The organism is Nocardioides epinepheli (assembly GCF_037936805.1).
GTDB lineage: Bacteria > Actinomycetota > Actinomycetes > Propionibacteriales > Nocardioidaceae > Nocardioides.
On sequence record NZ_JBBMMC010000004.1, the window covers coordinates 25,188 to 44,645 of the forward strand.

The following is a 19,458-nucleotide window of genomic DNA, read 5'->3' on the forward strand; positions in this document are numbered from 1 at the left end:
CCGCGGCGTGTCGGATATGCCACGTCTCGAGCCGTTACCAACCGGTTAGCGAGCCCTTACCCTCGGTCCATGACCCAGACCGGGACCCCCGATGAACGGCCCAGCGAACGGCCCAGTGAACGGCCCAGCCAGCGCGAGAAGGGCACCAAGGACCGCCCCTGGGTGATGCGGACCTACGCCGGTCACTCCACCGCGGCCGCCTCCAACGCCCTCTACCGCACGAACCTGGCGAAGGGACAGACGGGGCTCTCGGTCGCCTTCGACCTGCCGACCCAGACCGGCTACGACCCGGACTCGCCACTGGCTCGCGGCGAGGTCGGCAAGGTCGGCGTACCCGTCCCTCACCTGGGCGAGATGCGCCGGCTCTTCGAGGACATCCCGCTCACCGAGATGAACACCTCGATGACCATCAACGCCACCGCCATGTGGCTGCTGGCGATGTACCAGGTCGCCGCCGAGGAGCAGAACCCCGACCTGGCGCCTACCGAGGTCGCGCACCGGCTCGCCGGCACGACGCAGAACGACATCATCAAGGAGTACCTCTCGCGGGGCACCTACGTGTTCCCGCCCCAGCACTCCCTGCGGCTGATCAGCGACATGATCGCCTACACGGTCCACGAGATCCCCAAGTGGAATCCGATCAACATCTGCAGCTATCACCTCCAGGAGGCCGGGGCCACGCCCACCCAGGAGCTCGCCTACGCGCTGTGCACCGCGATCGCCGTGCTCGACCAGGTGAAGGCCTCCGGACAGGTCTCCGAGGCCGACTTCGGCAAGGTCGTGGGCCGCATCTCCTTCTTCGTCAACGCCGGTGTGCGTTTCGTGGAGGAGATGTGCAAGATGCGGGCCTTCGTGCAGCTGTGGGACGAGATCACCCGCGAGCGGTACGGCGTCGAGGACCCGGCGATGCGACGCTTCCGCTACGGCGTCCAGGTGAACTCCCTGGGACTGACCGAGGCGCAGCCGGAGAACAACGTGCAGCGGATCGTGCTGGAGATGCTCGGGGTCACCTTGTCCAAGGACGCCCGGGCCCGCGCGGTCCAGCTCCCCGCCTGGAACGAGGCCCTCGGCCTGCCCCGGCCGTGGGACCAGCAGTGGTCGCTGCGGCTCCAGCAGGTGCTCGCCTTCGAGTCCGATCTGCTCGAGTACGACGACATCTTCGCCGGCTCCCACGTGATCGAGGCCAAGGTCGCCGAGCTCGTCGCGGGGGCCCGGGCCGAGATGGACCGCGTCCAGGCGATGGGTGGTGCGATCGCAGCCGTCGAGTCCGGCTACATGAAGCAGGAGCTGGTCTCAGCGCACGCGGCCCGCCGTGCCCGGATCGAGAACGGCGAGGAGGTGATCGTGGGGGTCAACCGGTTCGAGACCAGCGAGCCCTCGCCGCTCACCGCGGACCTCGACACGGCGATCATGGCGGCCGACCCGCGCGCCGAGGAGGCCGCGCTGGAGTCGGTCGCCGCCTGGAAGGCCCAGCGTGACGAGTCCGCTGTCGAGGCGGCTCTGGCTCGTCTCGCCGAGGATGCAAAGACCGAGGCGAACCTGATGACCGCGACCCTGGAGGCCGCCCGCGCGGGCGCGACGACAGGGGAGTGGGCCGGCACCCTGCGCGGCGTCTTCGGCGAGTTCCGGGCCCCGACCGGCGTCTCCGGGGCGGTGGGCGTCTCGGCCGCGGCCGGCGCTGGGGCCCAGCTGACCGAGGTGCGCGAGCGGGTCCGCGCCACCGGCGAGGCGCTCGGCGGTCGCCTGCGGCTGCTGGTCGGCAAGCCCGGCCTGGACGGGCACTCCAACGGCGCCGAGCAGGTCGCCGTCCGGGCCCGCGATGCCGGGTTCGAGGTCATCTACCAGGGCATCCGACTCACCCCCGAGCAGATCGTCAGCGCCGCGGTGGCCGAGGACGTCCACTGCGTGGGTCTCTCCATCCTCTCCGGGAGCCACATGGAGCTGGTGCCGGCCGTACTCGAGGGACTGCGGGCCGCGGGTCTCGACGACGTCCCGGTGATCGTCGGCGGGATCATCCCGGACTCCGACGGACGCCGGCTGCTCGAGGCCGGGGTCGCCGCGGTCTACACCCCCAAGGACTTCGGGCTCACCGAGATCATGGGCGGCATCGTCGAGGTGATCCGGGCCGCCCACGACCTCGACTGACAATTTAGGTGAGCCTCACCTCACGTGCTATCTTTCCGCGCGTGGGTAAGTCCGGCAAGGTGGCCAAGCTGCCGAAGCTCAAGTGCTGCGAGTCGCGCAAGAAGTGCGGCCGCTGCCCGTTGCGCATGCTGAAGGACGGCACGTTGCCCTCGGGGTATACGGTCAAGCGACGCCACCTGGTGCGACTGGACGGCAAGAAGGTCACCAAGAAGAAGCTGGCCAAGGCTGCCTGAGGGTCCACCATCCCGACCACAGGAGATTCCGTGCCCGCACAGCCTTTCGTCGACCTGCTCAACGCCCAGATCGGCAACGAGCTGTCTGCCCACAACCAGTACGTCGCGGTCGCGGTCCACTACGACGCGCTCACCATGCCGCAGATGGCGGCCTTCTTCTACGGCCAGGCGCTCGAGGAGCGTGACCACGCGATGATGATGGTGCAGTACCTCCTCGACACCGACTCCGAGGTCGTGATCCCCGGCGTCGAGGCCCCCGTGTCGAGGTTCGACGGCGTCGTCGCCCCGGTGGAGCTCGCCTTGGCCCAGGAGAAGACCGTCACCGACCAGATCAACCAGCTGCTGCGTGTCGCCCGCGAGGAGAACGACTACGCCTCCGAGCAGTTCATGCAGTGGTTCATCAAGGAGCAGGTGGAGGAGGTCGCCACGATGAGCGACCTGCTCGCCGTGGTCAAGCGCAACCTCGACGACATCGAGGACATCGAGGACTACGTCGCGCGCGAGCAGGGCGACGGCGAGTCCGACGCGACCGCCCCACGCGTGGCCGGCGCCTGAGCCTCGATTCACCGATTGTCGGGTTGGCGAGCGTCACCAGATGGGTGCGATGGCAAGGCGCGGTCGCGAAGGCGTTCTGGTTGACCATCGAGCGGCCGCAACGCCGCCAGCGTGCCCATATGGTGGCGCGCAGCAGGCGAGAATCGGTGAATCCAGGCTGAGCCTGGGGATCGGCTCGGGAGCCGGTCGATGAGCACCCGCATCCTCGTCGTCGGCGCAGGCGTGATCGGGCTCAGCTGCGCGGTCCGGCTGCTCGAGGACGGCCATCGCGTCGACGTCGTCGCGCGCGACCTGCCCCTGGAGACGACCTCGGCTGTGGCCGCCGGACTGATCCACGCCGCCGGCGTCGAGCAGTCCGAGCGGGTGCGCGGCTGGTCGGCCCGCTCCGAGGCCGTCTACACCGACCTTGCGACGACGCAGGGAGCGGGCTGCGGCGTGGCGATGCGGGTCGGCACCGACGCCGAGTCCGGCGAGCGGATCGCGCCCGTGCTCGACGTCCCGACGTATCTGCGGTGGCTCACCGCACGCGTCGAGGCGCTGGGCGGCACGGTGACCCGGATGAATCTCTCCGGCCTGCCCTCACCCGGTGACGAGGCCGACGAGGTGGTGGTGAACTGCTCCGGCCTCGGTGCCCGTCTCCTGGGCTCCGACCCGACGGTGACGCCGGTCGCCGGCCAGATCGTCCTGGTCGAGCAACCTGCGTCAGAGTCGCCCCTGGATCGGTGGTGGCTCGATGCGCGCGACCCCAGCTCGCCGGCGTATGTGGTGCCGCGGGACCGCGACCTCGTCGTCGGCGGCACCTGGGAGGCCGGGGAGTGGAGCCGGACGCCGTCGCCCGCGACCGCCGACGCGCTTCTGGAACGTGCCGCGGAGTGGGAGCCGGCGCTCTTGCGTGCTCGGGTGGTGCGGAGCAAGGTCGGTCTGCGGCCGGCGCGCCCGGAGATCCGGCTGGAGCGGGTCGACCAGGTGGTGCACTGCTACGGCCATGGCGGTGCTGGTCTCGGCCTGGCCTGGGGCTGCGCCGACGAGGTAGCCGCGCTCGTCGAGGCCTGAGAATGATCAGCCCTCGGGGAGTCCGTCGTTGTCCTCACCAGGGTTCTGGCTCTCCATCATGAACTCCTTGCAGGTCGTCGACATGAAGGTGATGAAGGCATTGCCGTCCTCGACGTCGCCCTCCGGGACCTTCAGGTCGGCGGCCGCCTCGCGGTAGGGCTCGTCGCCCTTGTCGTCGAGGGCGTCGACGTAGACCTCGAAGCCGTTGCGCTCGGCGTCGGTGATCCCGCTAGGGGTGCCGACCTCCGCGAAGTCCGCGGCGACGTCGCTGGCCGGACGGTCGCCGTCGTCGACCAGCCCACAGAAGTCCTCGAGGGTCGCGTCGTCGGGGGCGTCGGCCGCCATACTGCTCCCGCACGCCGAGAGTGTCATCAGCGCCATTGCGGCCAGGGCGAACGAGCCGAGGCGGCCCGATCTGCTCGTGGTACTCACGAGTTCCGATGCTACCGGTCGACCGTCGTGGTCGCGCCCGACGCACGCCGGGTCCACCACCGCACCAACGCGACGCCGACGATCAGGCCGATCAAGGCACCGAGCACCGGTCCCCATTCCTCCGACAGCGCCCGGCCGAGGAAGGTGGCCACCACGACACACACGAGGACGAACGACGCCTTCCCGGTCGCGCGGTAGACCTCTTGGAGGTAGAGCCGGCTGAACGAGGCCTGTGGCTCGGCTGCGACGGGCGTGGGCGAAGCAGGCGTCGCGGGGGAGTCCGTCACCGTTTCGGCGACGGACAGAGGGGCCTCGTCGGCCTCGGTGGCGAGAGATGCCTCGAGGGGGATGGTGCGCTCGACCGCCGATACCTCGATCGGTCCGTAGATGTGAGGGAACGTCTCGCCACCGAGGCTCACGGCATCCTCGACGACGGGGGCGGAGAGCAGATCGGTGTCGATGACCAGGAGCACGAGCGGCTCGGTGACGTCGGCGTAGTAGCGCTCGCGCACGCCCTGCCACTGGTCGCCGCGACTGGCGTGGATGAACCCCTCCTCGGCGAGGGTGCGCCCGCGCGTGGAGGTGGTGTAGCGACCCGAGGCGCGCGCGGCCTCCCAATCGGAGACCGTGGCGATATGGAAGATCCGCACAGCGCAGTGTCTCAGTCACGTGCCGGGCCCAGAGAACCGGCGGGCCGCTCAGGACGGCTCGGGGAGCCGGTGCAGGATCTCGGCGAGCGTCCCTGCCATGCCGTCGAGCCGGCCGTCGATGCCGTCGAGTCGGCCGTCGATGCCACCGAGTCGGCCGTCGATGCCACCGAGTCGGCCGTCGATGCCGTCGAGCCGGCCGTCGATGCCGTCGAGCCGGCCGTCGATGCCGTCAAGTCGGCCGTCGATGCCATCGAGCCGGCGGGTGTGATCGCTCTGCGTCGCCTGCACCTGGGTGATCAGCTCGTAGATCGAATCGGTGTCGTTCTCGAGCCGGCCCACCCGAAGCTCCATTTCCCGATCGCTCGCCATGACCTCACGCTACGTCGGCACCGCGCGGGCCGCCAGGGTGGTTCCGGCGCCTGTGGACAGAGCCGGGCCCGCGCTCAGAAGAGCCGGTCCTCGGCATTGTCGAGGCCGCGCAGGGCGTCGTAGTCGACCACCGCGCAGGCGATGCCGCGGTCGGCGGCCAGGACCCGGGCTTGGGGCTTGATCTCCTGGGCGGCGAAGATACCGCGCACCGCCCCCTTGCCGGTGAGCAGCGGATCGCGATTGAGCAGGTCGAGGTAGCGGGTGAGCTGCTCGACGCCTCAGATGCAGTCGTTACCCGCCGCTTCGCCTCAGGACCGGAAGCCATGTTGCGAGAGTCGCTCCGAGGGTCGAGACCAGGTCCGGCCCGAAGACGCAGAGTGTCTTCTCCCATGGATGCCCGAAGGTGCCCTGGCTCATGTCCTGCGTCACGAAGGAGTAGTAGTCGCCGTCGGGATAGACAGAGATCTGCCAACCGGGCGTAGGTGCTAGTGCAGCCTCGCTCGGCTTGAACCAGAACGATTCGTGCTGCCAGTCGAGTGCGAGCAGCCGCTCCGACTCAGGGAGGGCGGTGACGAAGCAGCGAAGCGCCTCGGCGTTGAGCGCATCGACAGAGGATGCCAGCGCGGGACCCTCCTCGATCTGGGAGAGGTCGAAGGTGATGGACGGCTCCGGAGGAACGAAGCCTGGCCAACCGTCTGAGTAGTAGGACGCTCGGAAATGGAATGCTGCGTAGAAGTGAGCCCAGTGTCCCCGATACTCGTTCTTGTCGAGGATGCTCCACGCGTTGCTCAAAGCAGATGCCCCCTAGAACAGGCGCTCGGTCGGGTCGTCCAGCCCGCGCAGCGCGTCATAGTCCACCAGAGCACACGAGATGCCCTTGTCGGTCGCGAGCACTCGCGCCTGCGGCTTGATCTCCTGCGCCGCGAAGATCCCACGCACCGGACCCTTGCTCGTCAGGAGCGGGTCGCGGTTCAGTAGTTCCAAATATCTCTCGAGCTGAAGGACGCCGTCGATCTCGCCGCGGCGCTTGATCTCCACCGCCACGCTCAGCCCCTCGGCGTCGCGGCACATCAGGTCGACCGGGCCGATGGCGGTGGGGAACTCGCGGCGGACCAGGGTCAGGCCGTCGGCGAGGGTGGCCGGATGCTCGGCCAGCAGCTCTTGCAGATGCTTCTCGACGCCGTCCTTCTGCAGGCCGGGGTCGATGCCGAGGTCGTGGGTGCTGTCGTGCAGCACCTCCTCGATGAGGATGCGCAGGGTGTCCTCGGGTCCCTTCGCGGTGCTGCGCGACGTCACCGTCCACTCGGTCCGGCCGTCCTCGGCGAGGCCCTCGCGCAGGGTGCACGGCGGGCTCATCCAGTTCAGCGGCTTGTAGGAGCCGCCGTCGGAGTGCACGAGCACCGAGCCGTCGGCCTTGATCATCAGGATGCGGGTGGCCATGGGCAGGTGCGCGGTGAGCCGTCCGGCGTAGTCGACCTGACAGCGGGCAACGACGAGTCTCACGGACGACGAATCTACAGTGGCGCCCGTGGACCTCACGATCCGTCCGGCCCGGCCCTCCGACCTGCGTCGGCTGGCCGCCATCGAGGACGCCGGCGCGGCCCTGTTCGAGGAGCACCTCGGCGACGCGATAGTCCCGGCGCTGGCGGCCAAGGCTCCCAGCGGTGCCGAGCGGGACGCCACCGGCATCCTCCTCGTCGCCGCCGAGGAGCGCCGCGTGGTCGGCTTCGCCCACGTCGTCCCCTACGACCTGCACGCCCACCTCGAGCAGGTCTCCGTGCTCCCCGACCACGGCCGCCGCGGTATCGGCGCCAGACTGGTGCGCGCCGCGATGGAGGAGGCCCGCTGGGCCGGGTTCGACGTGATGTCGCTGTGCACCTACCGCGACCTGCCGTGGAACGGACCGTTCTACGCCGGGCTCGGCTTCACCGAGGTGAGCGACCTCGAGCCGTTCCAGCGCGACCTGCGCGCCCACGAGCAGGCGATCGGGCTCGACGACGCCGGCGCGCGGGTCTTGATGCAGCGCCGGCTGGAGCGCTCATCGGACCTCCCGGCCCATCGCTAAGTTACCGACCAGTGAACCTGCGGCGTGAGTGCAACCTCGGCATGCCATGATCCCGCCATGACCAGCGAGACCAGTCAGAGCAGCGAGACCCAGGCCAGCCGGGCCCAGGCCGGCAGGTTCCCCGCCGAGGACGCCGTGCTCGGGGTAGTGGGGCTCGGCACGATGGGCGCCGGGATCGCCGAGGTCTTCGCGCGCCACGGCTACGCCGTGACCGGGGTCGAGCTCAACGAGGAGGGCGTCGCGCGCGGTCGCCAGCACCTCGAGCACTCCACGGCCCGCGCGGTGCGCCGCGAGAAGATGACCGAGGCCGAGCGCGACGACCTGCTCGGCCGGATCACGTTCACGACCTCGCTCAAGGACCTCGCCGACGCCGCCCTGGTCGTCGAGGCGGTCGTGGAGTCGATGGACGTCAAGAAGGAGATCTTCCGCGAGCTCGACGACGTCGTGGCTCCCACCGCCGTGCTCGCGACCAACACCTCCTCCCTCTCGGTCACCGAGCTCTCGACCGCCACCTCCGCCCCGGGCCGCGTCATCGGCGTCCACTTCTTCAACCCGGCGCCGGTCCAGGACCTGGTCGAGGTGGTGCGCACCGTCGTTACCGAGCCCGACGTGCTCACCGACGTGCAGGAGCTGCTGGGCTCGCTCGGCAAGAGTCCGGTCGTGTGCGGTGACAAGGCCGGCTTCATCGCCAACACCCTGCTCTTCGGCTACCTCAACCACGCGGCCTCGATGTACGAGGGGCGCTACGCCAGCCGGGCCGACATCGATGCCGCGATGCGCTTCGGCTGCGGCTACCCGATGGGGCCGCTGGCCCTGCTCGACCTGATCGGGCTCGACACCGCCTACGAGATCCTCGAGACGATGTACCGCCAGGGTCGCGACCGGCTGCACGCGCCCACGCCGATCCTGAAGCAGATGGTGACCGCCGGCCTGCTGGGCCGCAAGACCGGCCGGGGGTTCTACACCTACGAGGGACCCGACAGCCCGACCGTGGTCGACGACGACCGCACGCCGTCGGCCGACCAGGCGCCGCAGCTGCGTCACGACATCAAGCTGGTCGGCGTCGTCGGCACCGGCACCATGGCCACCGGGATCATCGAGGTGTTCGCCAAGGCCGGCTACGACGTCCGGTTCGTCGGTCGTAGCGCCGACAAGGTCGAGGGCGTCGTCACGGCGATCACCAAGAGCTTCGACAAGCAGATCCAGCGCGGTCGCGCCACCGAGGACGACAAGGCCGCCGTGCTCGGCCGGATCCAGGGCACTGCGGCGCTGGAGGATCTGGTCGACGTCGACATCGTGGTGGAGGCGATCGCGGAGGACCTCGCGATCAAGACCACCCTGTTCGAGAACCTCGACGAGATCTGCACGGCGGGCAACGGCGGGCGCGGCGCGATCCTCGCCACCACGACCTCCTCGCTGCCGATCATCGCGCTCGCCTCGGTGACCAGCCGCCCCCAGGACGTCGTGGGCATGCACTTCTTCAACCCGGCCACGATCATGAAGCTGGTCGAGGTGGTCTCGACCGTCTCGACCTCCGAGGAGGTCACCGAGACCACCCGTGCCCTGTGCGAGCGGGTCGGCAAGGTCGCGGTCTCGTGCGGCGACCGGTCCGGGTTCATCGTCAACGCGCTGCTGTTCCCCTACCTCAACGACGCGGTCAAGATGCTCGAGGCGCACTACGCCACCGCCGACGACATCGACCTGGCGATGAAGCAGGGCTGCGCGCTCCCGATGGGTCCCTTCGAGCTGCTCGACGTCGTCGGCAACGACGTGTCGCTGGCGATCCAGCGTGAGCTCTACCAGGAGTTCCGCGAACCCGGGTTCGCCCCGGCGCCGCTGCTCGAGCACCTGGTCACCGCCGGCTACCTCGGTCGCAAGACCGGGCGCGGCTTCCGCGACTACTCCCGGCGGTGATCGCGATGTCCTTCCGTACCCGACTTCTCGTGCTGATCCTCGCCGTCGCCCTGATCGGCCTCACGCCGGCGCCCGCCCGGGCGGACGTGACGCCGATGCCCACCGGCACCGACGTCGACTACCAGCTCGGCGGCGCGGTCCACCGCCCCGCGCACGTGGGCATCCTGGTCCGCGATCGCCGCGCCCGGCCCGCACCGGAGCGCTACAACATCTGCTACGTCAACGGCTTCCAGACCCAGCCCGAGCAGCGCCGGTTCTGGCGCCAGCGCTGGAACCTGGTGCTCAAGCACGACGGGCGCCCCGTCGTCGACGAGAACTGGGGGGAGTGGCTGCTCGACATCGGCACCCCGGCCAAACGTCGTCGCCTGGCCGCGATCGTGGGCCGGTGGACCGACCGATGCGGCGCCGACGGGTTCGACGCGGTGGAGTTCGACAATCTCGACTCCTTCACCCGCAGCCGCGGCGAGTTGAGCCGTGCCGATGCGCTGGCCTTCGCGCGCCTGCTGATCCGGCGGGGGCACCGCGCCGGACTCGCCGTCGCGCAGAAGAATCTCGCCGGCTACGACGGCACCCGGATCGGCTTCGACCTGGCCATCGTCGAGTCCTGCGCCCGCTACCGCGAGTGCGGGCGGTACGTGCGGCACTTCGGCGACCAGGTGGTGATGGTGGAGTACCGCCGGGTCGACTTCCGTCGCGCGTGCGCCGGGTTCGGGGAGACCCATCCGGTCGTCCTGCGCGACCTGGCGCTTCGGCCGGCCTACCGCCCGCAGTACTGCTGAGCGCTCCGGATCCTCAGCCGGAGGCCTGTCGGGCCCGGTAGGCCGCCACGGCGTTGCGATTGCCGCAGGCGGTGGAGCAGAACCGGCGCGATCGGTTGCGCGACAGGTCCAGGACGACGCCCTCGCAGTCGTCGTCGGCGCAGATCCCGAGCCGCGACATCTCGTCGCTGCGGATCACGTCCATCATCGCCATCGCTGTCTCGACCCGGATCCGGGTGGCCCAGGGCGCGTCGTAGGAGACCGCGTGCAGGTGCCAGTCGAACTCGTCGTGGCGCACCAGCTGTGGCACGGCCGACTCCTCGGCGAGCATCCGGTTCACGAGTGTGACGGCCTCGTCGCGGCTCGCGGTGAGGAGGGCGCGGAGCTCGGGGCGCAGCGCCAGGACGGCGTCGCGCTCGGCGGCGTCGCGGTCGTGGCGACCGGTGAAGTGGTGCTCGACGAAGAACTCGTCGAGGTCGGCGATGGTCGAGATGCTCACCGGCTCCAGGGCACTGTTGGCGAGCACGGTGGCGCCTTGGAGGGAGAGTCCGACGTCATGAGCGAGAACCACGTTGACAGATTACCGAAGGCCTCCGTATTGTCATGAGTCATGACGACGTTGGCGCATGACGACCCGACCGCGGGGCGCGCCTCCAGGCTCTCTGGTGGCCTCGTGCTCGCGCTCGTCTCGGCGATCTCCTTCGGCCTCTCCGGCGCGCTGGCCCGGCCGCTGCTCGACGCCGGGTGGAGTCCCGGTGCGGTCACCCTGATCCGGATCGGCCTGGCCGCGGCGGTCGTCCTGCCCTTCGGCGTGCGCGCGCTCGGCGGACGCTGGTCGGCGTTGCGCCGCAACGCGCGGATCATCGTCTACTACGGCCTCACCGCGGTCGCGGGCGCCCAGTTCTGCTACTTCTCCGCCGTGCAGTACATGCAGGTCGGGCCCGCCCTGCTGATCGAGTACACCGCACCCGCCGCGGTGGTGGTGTGGTTCTGGCTGCGGCACGGGCAGCGCCCCGGCGCGATGACGCTGGGCGGGGCAGCGGTGTGCGTGATCGGCCTGGTCCTCGTCCTCGACCTGCTCTCCGGCGCCGACCTCAGCCTCCCGGGTCTGGCCTGGGCGCTGGCTGCCATGGTCGGGGCCGCGTCGTACTTCATCATCAACGGCAACCACTCCTACGGGCTGCCGCCGCTCACCCTGGCTGCCGGCGGCCTGGTGGTCGGTGCGCTCGCGCTGGGCCTCCTCGGTCTGGTCGGCCTGCTGCCGATGCACGCCGAGACCGCCGATGTCGTCTACGCAGGTACCGCGCTGGCGTGGTGGGTGCCGCTGATCCTTCTGGGCGTGGTCACCGCCGCGGTCGCCTACACCACCGGGATCGCCGCGGGCCGGGCGCTCGGGTCGCGGCTCGCGTCGTTCGTGGCACTGAGCGAGGTCGTCGCCGGAGTCGTTTGGGCCTGGCTCCTCCTCGACCAGCTCCCCGCCCCCGTGCAGCTGCTCGGCGGCGTCCTGATCCTGGTCGGTGTGATCGGCGTCAAGCTCGGCGAGCGAGAAATATCGGCCGGCGATGCCACACCGGAGCCGCTTCCCGCGTGAACCCTGCGTGGATGGAAGCGTGAGAACGGCCGAGGCGACCTTCGAGGAGTGGGCCTCTGCCCGGCTCGCCGCACTGGTGCGGTTCGCCTACCTGGTCACCGGGTCGCAAGATGCCGCCGAGGACGCCGTGCAGACGGCCCTCACCACTGCGTGCGCGCAGTGGTCGCGCATCTCGCGGACCGCCGACCCGGATGTGTACGTGCGCCGGATGGTGGTCAATGCCAACATCTCGGCCTGGCGTCGCAGCGGACGTCGAGAGCTGAGCGTCGCGGAGGTTCGGGACCGCCCGACGGGGCGGTTCGACGATCCGGGCGAGCAGGTCGCGCGCGACGACGCCGTGTGGCGGGTCTGCGAGGCGCTGCCGCCCCAGCAGCGCGCCGCCGTGGTGCTGCGCTACTACGAGGACCTCGACTACGCCGAGATCGCCCGGGTGCTGGAGGTCACCGAGGCGACCGCACGCTCCCACGTCCACCGCGGGCTGAGCGCCCTGCGTCGCGAGCTGACCACACCGGAGGACGGACATGCCTGACTCGAACGACCCGAACCACCTCAACGACGACCAACTGGACGAGATCCTCCGCGACGGGCTGCGCCGGCGCGCCGAGGGCGCCCAGGTCGACCCCGCCCTGGTCGACCGAGCCCGCGACTCCGCGCGACCCGCGCGCCACCGGCGCTGGATCCCGATCGCCGCGGCGGCCGCCGTCGTGCTGACCGTGGGCGGGGGAGTCGCCTGGCGGCTCGCCGCCGACGACACGCCCGACCCCGGCCGCGAGGCAGGCGGCCCGGACCGCTCTGCCACCCCCGCCGACACGGGCACCGCCCCGCAGACCCAGTGGGAGATGCGGACCGAGTACTGGCGAGGCGCGCGGGTCGACGTGCCGGCCGACTGGGAGTGGGGCGCCACCCCGGACGCATGCGGCGGGCCTCCCGTCGGCAAGCCCTACGTGGGTCGCCCGATCCTGTGGACCGACGCGTGCTCGGTGACCGGTCCGGACCAGACTCCCACCGCGCCGTACGTCTGGTTCGACGCCGCCGGCGTGAGGCCCGGCGAGAGCGACCTCGGGGACGGCTGGGTTCGCGAGAGCGTCGAGGTCGACGGTGTCGTGATCTCGGTGGCCGCCAAGGACGCCGCGCTGCGTCAGGCGGTCCTGGACTCTGTCGGTGCCGGCGACCTGTGCGCCGCGACCATGGACGGCGTCCCCGAGACCGACCCCGCAGGTCTCGACGGCTCGGACGGGCGACTGTGTGCCTACCGCAGCGGCCAGCTGGCCTACGCCGAGCAGATCGACCCGAGCCTGGTCAAGCAGACCGCCGAGGCGGTCGGCCGCGCTCCCGATGCGCAGTCCTGCTCCTATCACGGCGACGAGACGGTGGTGCTGAGCACCCGTGCGAACGGCGCCCCGGCGGTCGCCTACGACCTCACCTGCGGCATCGCCTCGGTCGCCGGGGATCCGATCGGTCATCGGGTCACCGAGGCGACCGTGCCGTGGGCCGGCCCGCAGTACCACCACCTGCTCACCGGACCCGTCCTGGGAGGTGCCTGGGTCTACGAGCGGTTCATCGGCATCCAGGGCTGAGCCTGGATCCACCGATTCTCGCCTGCTGCGCGCCACCATATGGGCACGCTGGCGACGTTGCGGCCGCTCGAAGGTCAACCAGAACGCCTTCGCGACCGCGCCTTGCCATCGCACCCATCTGGTGACGCGCAGCAAACGCCGACAATCGGTGGATCCAGGCTGAGCCGCTGGGCAGATATCCGGCCCGAGTCGAGCCAACCGATCCCGCGCCGACCGTGTTGAGGTAGGTGAAGAGCACCACGGACACCACCTGGACGCCATATGCGGCACAGTGGTTCGGAACAGGATCGGAGCGGGATGGGACGTCGAGATGAGCGGCGTGACGCGGACTTCAGCGAGTACGTCGCGAGCCGGCGAGCACGGCTGCATCGCACGGCCTGGCTGCTGTGCGGTGACCGGGACCAGGCCGAGGACATCGTGCAGACCGCACTGTCGCGGGTCTACGCCTCCTGGTCGCGGATCAGCCGGGTGGACTCCATCGACGCCTATGTGCGCCGGGTGATCGTCACCACCCATCTGAACGAGAAGCGCCGACCCTGGCGGCGCGAGCGTGCGGGACTCGACGGCATCGACGCAGCCGCCGAGGACCGAGCCGATCCGATGGAGTCCGACGTGCTCTGGACCGCCCTGCGGGGGCTGGCTCCCGGACAACGCCAGGTGGTGGTGCTGCGCCACTACTGGGGCCTGTCCGTCGACGAGACCGCCGCCGACCTGGGGATCAGCCCCGGGACGGTGAAGAGCCAGACCGCCGCCGCGCTCGCCCACCTGCGCACGGCGCTGGCCCTCACGTCCAGCCAAGGAGAGCACCGATGAACGAGCACGACCTCGAAGACCGCCTGCGCGACCTGACCGACCGGATGGACTCCCCGGCCGTCGCGATCGACGACGACCTCGGCCGCGGACGCCGTCACCGGACCGTGCGGCGCCGCGCTGCCATCGGCGGCGCCGCTCTGGCGACCGTGGCGGTCGTCGGTCTCGGCGCGGCGGTCGCACCCACGCTGATGTCCGATCCGGACAAGCCGTCCGGCGCAACCGGACCCTCCGAGCAGGCTGGCTTCGCCGGAGGCGGGGGACCCACCCCGAGCGGGCCCGAGGTCACGCCGCCGGTCGCGGAGGACGAGACGGTGATCCCCCTGAGCACCGTCGAGAACGGGGGGAGGAAGCCCCCGCCGTCCGCCGTCGACGACACCCCTGCCGATCGGCAGCTGCTCCGCGGCCTCAGGGTCGCGGTGTCCGGACACCTCGACCCGGCCGGAGACCACATCAGCCAGGCGGAGGTCGACTCGTCGGCCAACGGTGGCTCCAGCACCGAGTTCGCGGTCTCCTCGATCACTCAGAGCCTGGGGTGGACCAATCCGGGCGAGGACGGCCTCGGGATGGTCACGGTCACGGTGAGCAACGGCTTCGGCGTCGACTGCGGGGGCGTTGGCGCGCAGGCTCCGAGCACGATCTGCTCGGAGACCGACCTGGCCGGCACCGAGGTGACCGAGGTGGAGGACACCTCGACGCAGACGACGACCTACTACCACCGGCGGGCCGACGGCTACGTCACCGGCATCGCGCTGCAGAACCTCTACGGCAACGAGACCTCGACGCCGGTGAGTGGGATCGACGTCACCGACGAGCAGCTGGCCGCAGTGCTCACCGACCCGGCACTCGACCTGCCCGGCCACCCCGCCGCGGTCACGCCCGACGTGCTCCACGGCACGGTCCTGCGTGACGTCGCCCGCGACGTCCTCGGCGCTGACGAGGTGAGCGGGGAGAGCTGGTCGGGCGACCTGGCCGGCTACTGGTCCGGCACGGTGTTCGGCTCGGAGCTGAGCCTCAACGACGGTCGGGGGAACACCACGATCGACGGGCCGTGCGACCAGGCCTACGCCACCTTGTGCGTCACCCGGGAGACCGAGGCCGGCACGGTACGCATCGACTACCGCCGCAACGCCGCCGGCGGTGGCTACGACGTCACCCTCGACGGCGCCCACCGCGCGATCTGGCTCTACGTCACCGACGTCGACGGGCTGCCGGTCGACGAGGCGATCCGGCTCGTGACCGACCCGCGCCTGCAGGGCTGAGACGCCCCAGGACGTCCACTCGCCGGCCGTGCGGCTCCCGCTGCGCGGCCGGCGAGGCCGTCACCGGGTGTCCTGCCGCCGCACCACGACCTCGCGCAGGATCAGCAGGATCGCGGCCGCCGTCGGGATGGCCAGCAGGGCGCCCACGACTCCGAGCAGCGCCGCACCGATGAGGGCAGCGATCACGGTGACCGCACCCGGGACGTCGACCGACTTCTTCATCACCCGCGGGTAGATGACGTAGTTCTCGACCTGCTGGTAGACGATGTAGAAGATGACGCAGAAGACCCCCATCTTTAGGTCCGTGGCGAAGGCGATCGCGCTCACCACCACGGCGCCGAGGGTCGCGCCGATCATCGGGATGACGTCGAGCAGCGCGACGACGAACGCCAGGGCGACGGCGTAGTCGCCGAGGCCGATGACGAACAGGAAGACCAGCGAGGACAGCCCGGCGCACAGGGCCACGATGAACGCCCCGGACACGTAGCCGCCGATGTTGTGCAGGACGCGGTCGCCGAGCCTGGTGACGCGGTCGCGGCGCGAGGCCGGTGCGAGCCGGTAGATGGCCTTCTTGGTCGTGTCGAGCGAGGCCAGGAAGTACAGCGTCAGGACGATGACGATGAATGCGTTGAACAGCGCCGAGATGATCTTCAGGCCGAAGCCGAGCGCACCGCCGAACAGGCCGCTGACGAAGTCGCCGTCGGCGACGTAGTCCTGGATCTTGCCGATGATGTCGTACTCGGCGTCGAGCTCTTGGATCTTCTTGTTCGACTGGAGCTGATCGAGCCAGCCCGGGACGTTGTCGGTCAGCGCCTTCACCTGGTCGGTGATGACGGGCACGATCGCCACGATGAAGAGCGCCACCGCGCCGAGCGCGGCGACGATGACCATCGCGCAGGCCCAGGAGCGGCGCAGACCGATCCGTTCCAGCGTCTCCACCGCCGGGTTCAGGCCGGCCGCCAGGAACATCGCCACGACGACCAGCGTCAGCACCGAGCCGATGCCGACCAGGGCCTCGAAGATGAACCAGGCGGTGAGGGCGCCGAAGGCGCCGACGAAGCCGAGGTAGAACGGATTGCGCTTCTCGAACGGTGCCCCGGGCTCGCCGAACTCGTCGTCGGAGGCGACCGCGGCATGGTGGGCCGCCTCGCCGGCGGCCCCCTCGGCGACGTCCGCGGAGCGCCCGGCCGCCGCGGCCGAGCTCTCGGCCCGGTCGGCGGCGTCCTCGGCTCGGTCGGCGGCCCGATCAGCCCCTGTCAACGACCTTCGTCCTCGCCGGAGTCGTCGGCGAACCCGGCGACGACGTCTCGGAGCGAGGCGAGCTGTGCGGTGATGGCGTCGCGACGCTTCACCAGGCGGGTGAGCTCGGCCTGGGTGGCGGCGATCTCGCGCTGAGCGGCGTCGTCGCTGCTGGTCTCGATCGCCTCGGCCTTCTGCTGGGCGGCGGTGACGATCTGCTCGGCCTCGCGGCGGGCCCGCTGGAGCAGGCTCTCCGCCTCGGTCGCCGCGGCAGCGCGGTGGTCGGTGGCCTGCTTGGTGGCCTCGGCGGCGCGCTTCTCGGCCGCAGCCGCCCGCTGCTCGGCCTCGCTCACCAGACGCTTGGTCTCCGCGACCGCCGAGTTGTGGTGGTCGGTGGCCTCGCGCGCGAGCCGCTCCTTCTCCACCGCGAGGGTCCGCCGCGCCTCCTGCACCTCGCGGTCGGCGGCGGCGCGAGCCTGCTCCGCGGCACGGGTGGCGCCGGTGCGCAGCTCGTTGGTCTCCTGCTCGGCGGCCAACCGGAGCTGGTCGGACTCGCGGCGGGCGGCGGCCAGGATGTCGGCCGCCTCGGCCTTGGCCAGCGAGCGCTCCTGCTCGGAGTCGGCGGCCAGGCGGGCGCGGGCCTCGTCGAGCTCGCGCAGCTGGACGACCTTCATGTCCTCGACCTCGCGGGTCGCGTCGGCGCGGATCGCCTTGGCATCGCGGTTGGCCTGGTCGCGGATGTCGCCGGCCTCGCGCTGGGCGACCTCACGGATCTCGTCGGCCTCCTCCTCGGCCAGGCGCAGCATGGTGCTCGCCCGGCCGCCCAGGCCCGCGTAGGACGGGTTCTGCTGCTCACCGAGCTCGGCGCGGACCGCCTCGAGCTCCGCCTCCACCGCGGCCACCCGCGCGTCGGCCTCGGCGAGACTGGCGCTGAGCGTGGCCTTGTCGCTGCTCAGCTCGCGCACCCGCGCGTCGACGACCGCGCGATCGTAGCCATTGCGGCGCACGACGGGGAAGGGATCGGTGGTCACCGAGGAGACCGCGGCCGCTGCCGGCGGGACCACCGGGCGGGCGGGCGCGCCGCCGGCCGGTGCGGCTGCCGGCGCGGCCGGTCGCGCCGCCGGGACGCCGCGCGGCGACGTCGCCTGACCCCGCGCCGCGGGCATCACCTGGGTGCGCTGAGACGCTGGACCGGACGGATCGGCTTTCGAGGATGCCGCGGCGCCCTTCCCCGATCCGGTGGCCGGCACCGCAGTGTCGTCCTCGGGCTCTTCGTCGAAGATGGACAGGCCTTGGTCGGGCATGGTCGATGACCTCGTTCGCGTCGGGGTGGGAGGGAATGCGGTCCGGGACCATGATTACCGATCGGGCGCCCCGATCCCACCCCGGCCGCGTACGGCTTCGGGTCCAGTCTCCCCGGCGGAGCGTTCAGACGCCGCGGAACCGGTTGATTGCCTCCAGATGCGTGGCACGCATCTCATCGTCGCGGACGCCGAGGCCCTCCTCGGGAGCCAGGCACAGCACGCCGACCTTGCCCTGGTGGGCGTTGTGGTGGACGTCGAGGGCGGCCTGCCCGACGTCGTCGAGGCTGTAGGTGCGCGACAGCGTCGGGTGGATCTTGCCCTTGGCGATGAGCCGGTTGGCCTCCCACGACTCGCGGTAGTTGGCGAAGTGGGAGGAGATGATCTTCTTCAGGTTCATCCACAGGTAGCGGTTGTCGTACTCGTGCATGTAGCCCGACGTGGACGCGCAGGTGGTGATGGTGCCGCCCTTGCGGGTCACGTAGACACTCGCGCCGAAGGTCTCGCGTCCGGGGTGCTCGAAGACGATGTCGATGTCCTCGCCGCCGGTGAGGTCGCGGATCAGGCCGCCGAACCGCTTCCACTCCTTGGGGTCCTGGGTGTGCTCGTCCTTCCAGAACTTCAAGCCGGCCTCGGAGCGGTTGATGATCATCTCCGCACCCATCGACCGGGCGATGGCCGCCTTCTCCTCGTTGGAGACCACGCAGATCGGGTTGGCGCCGCCGTTGAGCGCGTACTGCGTGGCGAAGCCGCCGAGGCCGCCGGAGGCGCCCCAGATCAGCACGTTGTCGCCCTGCTTCATCGCGCCGCCGTTCTTGCTGACGAGCTGGCGGTAGGCGGTGCAGTTGACCAGACCGGGGGAGGCGGCCTCCTCCCAGGTCAGGTGCGCCGGCTTGGGCATCAGCTGGTTGGCCTTGACCAGCGCGATGTGCGCCAGGCCGCCGAAGTTGGTCTCGAATCCCCAGATCCGCTGCTCGGGGTCGAGCATCGTGTCGTCGTGGCCGTCGGGGCGCTCGAGCTCGACGGAGAGGCAGTGGGCGACCACCTCGGCGCCCGGCTGCCAGGAGTGGACGCCGGGTCCGGTGCGCAGCACGACTCCGGCCAGGTCGGAGCCGACTACGTGGTAGGGCAGGTCGTGGCGCTTGGCCAAGGGGGAGAGCCGCCCGTAGCGCTCGAGGAAGCCGAAGGTGGAGACCGGCTCGAAGATCGAGGTCCACACGGTGTTGTAGTTGATCGCCGAGGCCATCACCGCGACGTAGGCCTCACCGGGCCCGAGCTCGGGCAGGGCGACGTCCTCGACGTGCAGGCTCTTGCGGGGGTCCTTGTCGCGCGAGGCGATGCCCTCGAACATGTCGACCTCGTCCTTGTGCACCGTCACCGCACGGTAGGACTCCGGCAGAGGCAGCGAGGCGAAGTCCGCGCTGGTCGCCTCCCCGGTCTGCCCGGCGAGGATGGTGTCGAGGATCTGCTGCATGGCGAGGGCTCCTGGGAGTCGAGGGGTTGC

Annotated in this window: 21 protein-coding genes and 1 pseudogene; 12 read left to right on the forward strand and 10 right to left on the reverse strand. The window is 70.6% G+C overall.

Translation table 11 applies throughout. The annotated features are described in order from the left end of the window. The first annotated feature begins 69 nt into the window (after positions 1 to 69). From WMR31_RS06750 to WMR31_RS06765, 4 genes are all read left to right on the forward strand, one after another. Positions 70 to 2,145 carry an ethylmalonyl-CoA mutase gene (locus WMR31_RS06750; protein WP_340538020.1) on the forward strand — a complete coding sequence of 692 codons (2,076 nt, stop codon included), beginning with the start codon at positions 70 to 72 and terminating at the stop codon, positions 2,143 to 2,145. Between the two features lie 41 nt (positions 2,146 to 2,186). Next, entirely contained in the window at positions 2,187 to 2,378 is a 192-nt protein-coding gene (locus tag WMR31_RS06755) for a hypothetical protein (protein ID WP_340538021.1), read from the forward strand. A 30-nt stretch (positions 2,379 to 2,408) separates the two neighbouring features. After that, positions 2,409 to 2,933 (forward strand): ferritin, encoded by a 525-nt coding sequence (locus WMR31_RS06760; protein ID WP_340538023.1) that lies wholly within the window; start codon positions 2,409 to 2,411, stop codon positions 2,931 to 2,933. A gap of 189 nt (positions 2,934 to 3,122) precedes the next feature. Then, positions 3,123 to 3,986 carry an FAD-dependent oxidoreductase gene (locus WMR31_RS06765; RefSeq protein WP_340538024.1) on the forward strand — a complete coding sequence of 288 codons (864 nt, stop codon included), beginning with the start codon at positions 3,123 to 3,125 and terminating at the stop codon, positions 3,984 to 3,986. A 6-nt stretch (positions 3,987 to 3,992) separates the two neighbouring features. On the opposite strand, the gene WMR31_RS06770 is transcribed toward WMR31_RS06765, so the two are convergent. The 6 genes and pseudogenes from WMR31_RS06770 to nucS form a co-directional block, all read right to left on the reverse strand. Continuing rightward, positions 3,993 to 4,418, reverse strand: coding sequence for a hypothetical protein (locus tag WMR31_RS06770; RefSeq protein WP_340538026.1), 426 nt, complete (start codon positions 4,416 to 4,418; stop codon positions 3,993 to 3,995). 11 nt (positions 4,419 to 4,429) lie between these two features. Next, positions 4,430 to 5,068, reverse strand: a complete 639-nt coding sequence (locus WMR31_RS06775) for a DUF952 domain-containing protein (RefSeq protein ID WP_340538027.1) — start codon at positions 5,066 to 5,068, stop codon at positions 4,430 to 4,432. A 48-nt stretch (positions 5,069 to 5,116) separates the two neighbouring features. Next, positions 5,117 to 5,437, reverse strand: a complete 321-nt coding sequence (locus tag WMR31_RS06780; protein ID WP_340538028.1) for a hypothetical protein — start codon at positions 5,435 to 5,437, stop codon at positions 5,117 to 5,119. A gap of 74 nt (positions 5,438 to 5,511) precedes the next feature. Then, positions 5,512 to 5,715 (reverse strand): annotated as a pseudogene (locus WMR31_RS06785) (endonuclease NucS domain-containing protein); the annotation flags it as partial. Positions 5,716 to 5,728: 13 nt separating this feature from the next. Then, positions 5,729 to 6,229 (reverse strand): DUF2716 domain-containing protein, encoded by a 501-nt coding sequence (locus WMR31_RS06790; RefSeq protein ID WP_340538029.1) that lies wholly within the window; start codon positions 6,227 to 6,229, stop codon positions 5,729 to 5,731. 12 nt (positions 6,230 to 6,241) lie between these two features. Continuing rightward, positions 6,242 to 6,976: an endonuclease NucS gene (gene nucS / locus WMR31_RS06795; protein WP_445321611.1), complete on the reverse strand. Its 735-nt coding sequence runs from the start codon at positions 6,974 to 6,976 to the stop codon at positions 6,242 to 6,244. Between nucS and WMR31_RS06800 the strand changes: the two genes are divergently transcribed. From WMR31_RS06800 to WMR31_RS06810, 3 genes are read left to right on the forward strand one after another with little or no spacing between them, the layout of a single operon-like run. Further along, positions 6,966 to 7,502 carry a GNAT family N-acetyltransferase gene (locus WMR31_RS06800; RefSeq protein ID WP_340538031.1) on the forward strand — a complete coding sequence of 179 codons (537 nt, stop codon included), beginning with the start codon at positions 6,966 to 6,968 and terminating at the stop codon, positions 7,500 to 7,502. The two genes, nucS and WMR31_RS06800, sit on opposite strands and share 11 nt — an antisense overlap. A gap of 57 nt (positions 7,503 to 7,559) precedes the next feature. Then, the gene (locus tag WMR31_RS06805; protein ID WP_340538032.1) at positions 7,560 to 9,416 is read left to right on the forward strand and encodes a 3-hydroxyacyl-CoA dehydrogenase family protein; all 1,857 of its coding nucleotides are present in this window, start codon (positions 7,560 to 7,562) and stop codon (positions 9,414 to 9,416) included. Positions 9,417 to 9,421: 5 nt separating this feature from the next. After that, on the forward strand, positions 9,422 to 10,195 hold the full coding sequence (locus WMR31_RS06810; RefSeq protein WP_340538033.1) for an endo alpha-1,4 polygalactosaminidase: 774 nt from the start codon (positions 9,422 to 9,424) through the stop codon (positions 10,193 to 10,195). A 13-nt stretch (positions 10,196 to 10,208) separates the two neighbouring features. Here WMR31_RS06810 and WMR31_RS06815 read toward each other — a convergent pair whose 3' ends face one another. Next, positions 10,209 to 10,745, reverse strand: a complete 537-nt coding sequence (locus WMR31_RS06815) for a CGNR zinc finger domain-containing protein (protein WP_340538034.1) — start codon at positions 10,743 to 10,745, stop codon at positions 10,209 to 10,211. Between the two features lie 39 nt (positions 10,746 to 10,784). Between WMR31_RS06815 and WMR31_RS06820 the strand changes: the two genes are divergently transcribed. The 5 genes from WMR31_RS06820 to WMR31_RS06840 all read left to right on the forward strand — a co-directional run bounded on the left by WMR31_RS06820 (position 10,785) and on the right by WMR31_RS06840 (position 15,414). Further along, entirely contained in the window at positions 10,785 to 11,765 is a 981-nt protein-coding gene (locus tag WMR31_RS06820; RefSeq protein ID WP_340538035.1) for an EamA family transporter, read from the forward strand. 19 nt (positions 11,766 to 11,784) lie between these two features. Further along, on the forward strand, positions 11,785 to 12,294 hold the full coding sequence (locus tag WMR31_RS06825; RefSeq protein ID WP_340538036.1) for a SigE family RNA polymerase sigma factor: 510 nt from the start codon (positions 11,785 to 11,787) through the stop codon (positions 12,292 to 12,294). Then, the gene (locus tag WMR31_RS06830) at positions 12,287 to 13,342 is read left to right on the forward strand and encodes a hypothetical protein (protein WP_340538037.1); all 1,056 of its coding nucleotides are present in this window, start codon (positions 12,287 to 12,289) and stop codon (positions 13,340 to 13,342) included. The genes WMR31_RS06825 and WMR31_RS06830 overlap by 8 nt, the downstream gene beginning before the upstream one ends. 297 nt (positions 13,343 to 13,639) lie before the next feature. Then, positions 13,640 to 14,155 (forward strand): SigE family RNA polymerase sigma factor, encoded by a 516-nt coding sequence (locus tag WMR31_RS06835; protein ID WP_340538038.1) that lies wholly within the window; start codon positions 13,640 to 13,642, stop codon positions 14,153 to 14,155. Further along, positions 14,152 to 15,414 carry a hypothetical protein gene (locus tag WMR31_RS06840; RefSeq protein ID WP_340538039.1) on the forward strand — a complete coding sequence of 421 codons (1,263 nt, stop codon included), beginning with the start codon at positions 14,152 to 14,154 and terminating at the stop codon, positions 15,412 to 15,414. Before WMR31_RS06835 ends, WMR31_RS06840 begins: the two co-directional genes overlap by 4 nt. 60 nt (positions 15,415 to 15,474) lie before the next feature. Here the strand turns inward: WMR31_RS06840 and WMR31_RS06845 are convergent, their stop codons facing one another. The 3 genes from WMR31_RS06845 to ccrA all read right to left on the reverse strand — a co-directional run bounded on the left by WMR31_RS06845 (position 15,475) and on the right by ccrA (position 19,428). Beyond that, a complete protein-coding gene (locus tag WMR31_RS06845) occupies positions 15,475 to 16,674 on the reverse strand; it encodes an AI-2E family transporter (protein WP_340538040.1) in 1,200 nt (399 codons plus the stop codon). After that, the gene (locus WMR31_RS06850; protein WP_340538041.1) at positions 16,671 to 17,957 is read right to left on the reverse strand and encodes a coiled-coil domain-containing protein; all 1,287 of its coding nucleotides are present in this window, start codon (positions 17,955 to 17,957) and stop codon (positions 16,671 to 16,673) included. The genes WMR31_RS06845 and WMR31_RS06850 overlap by 4 nt, the downstream gene beginning before the upstream one ends. 124 nt (positions 17,958 to 18,081) lie before the next feature. Then, entirely contained in the window at positions 18,082 to 19,428 is a 1,347-nt protein-coding gene (gene ccrA / locus WMR31_RS06855) for a crotonyl-CoA carboxylase/reductase (protein WP_340538042.1), read from the reverse strand. Positions 19,429 to 19,458 lie beyond the last annotated feature (30 nt).

Coding starts and splice junctions, on each gene's coding strand:
- WMR31_RS06750 (WP_340538020.1), top strand. CDS start 70: ATGACCCAGACCGGGACCCCCGATGAACGGCCCAGCGAACGGCCCAGT.
- WMR31_RS06765 (WP_340538024.1), top strand. CDS start 3,123: ATGAGCACCCGCATCCTCGTCGTCGGCGCAGGCGTGATCGGGCTCAGC.
- WMR31_RS06780 (WP_340538028.1), bottom strand. CDS start 5,437: ATGGCGAGCGATCGGGAAATGGAGCTTCGGGTGGGCCGGCTCGAGAAC.
- WMR31_RS06805 (WP_340538032.1), top strand. CDS start 7,560: ATGACCAGCGAGACCAGTCAGAGCAGCGAGACCCAGGCCAGCCGGGCC.
- WMR31_RS06810 (WP_340538033.1), top strand. CDS start 9,422: ATGTCCTTCCGTACCCGACTTCTCGTGCTGATCCTCGCCGTCGCCCTG.
- WMR31_RS06820 (WP_340538035.1), top strand. CDS start 10,785: ATGACGACGTTGGCGCATGACGACCCGACCGCGGGGCGCGCCTCCAGG.
- WMR31_RS06830 (WP_340538037.1), top strand. CDS start 12,287: ATGCCTGACTCGAACGACCCGAACCACCTCAACGACGACCAACTGGAC.
- WMR31_RS06835 (WP_340538038.1), top strand. CDS start 13,640: ATGGGACGTCGAGATGAGCGGCGTGACGCGGACTTCAGCGAGTACGTC.
- WMR31_RS06840 (WP_340538039.1), top strand. CDS start 14,152: ATGAACGAGCACGACCTCGAAGACCGCCTGCGCGACCTGACCGACCGG.
- WMR31_RS06850 (WP_340538041.1), bottom strand. CDS start 17,957: ATGCCCGACCAAGGCCTGTCCATCTTCGACGAAGAGCCCGAGGACGAC.
- ccrA (WP_340538042.1), bottom strand. CDS start 19,428: ATGCAGCAGATCCTCGACACCATCCTCGCCGGGCAGACCGGGGAGGCG.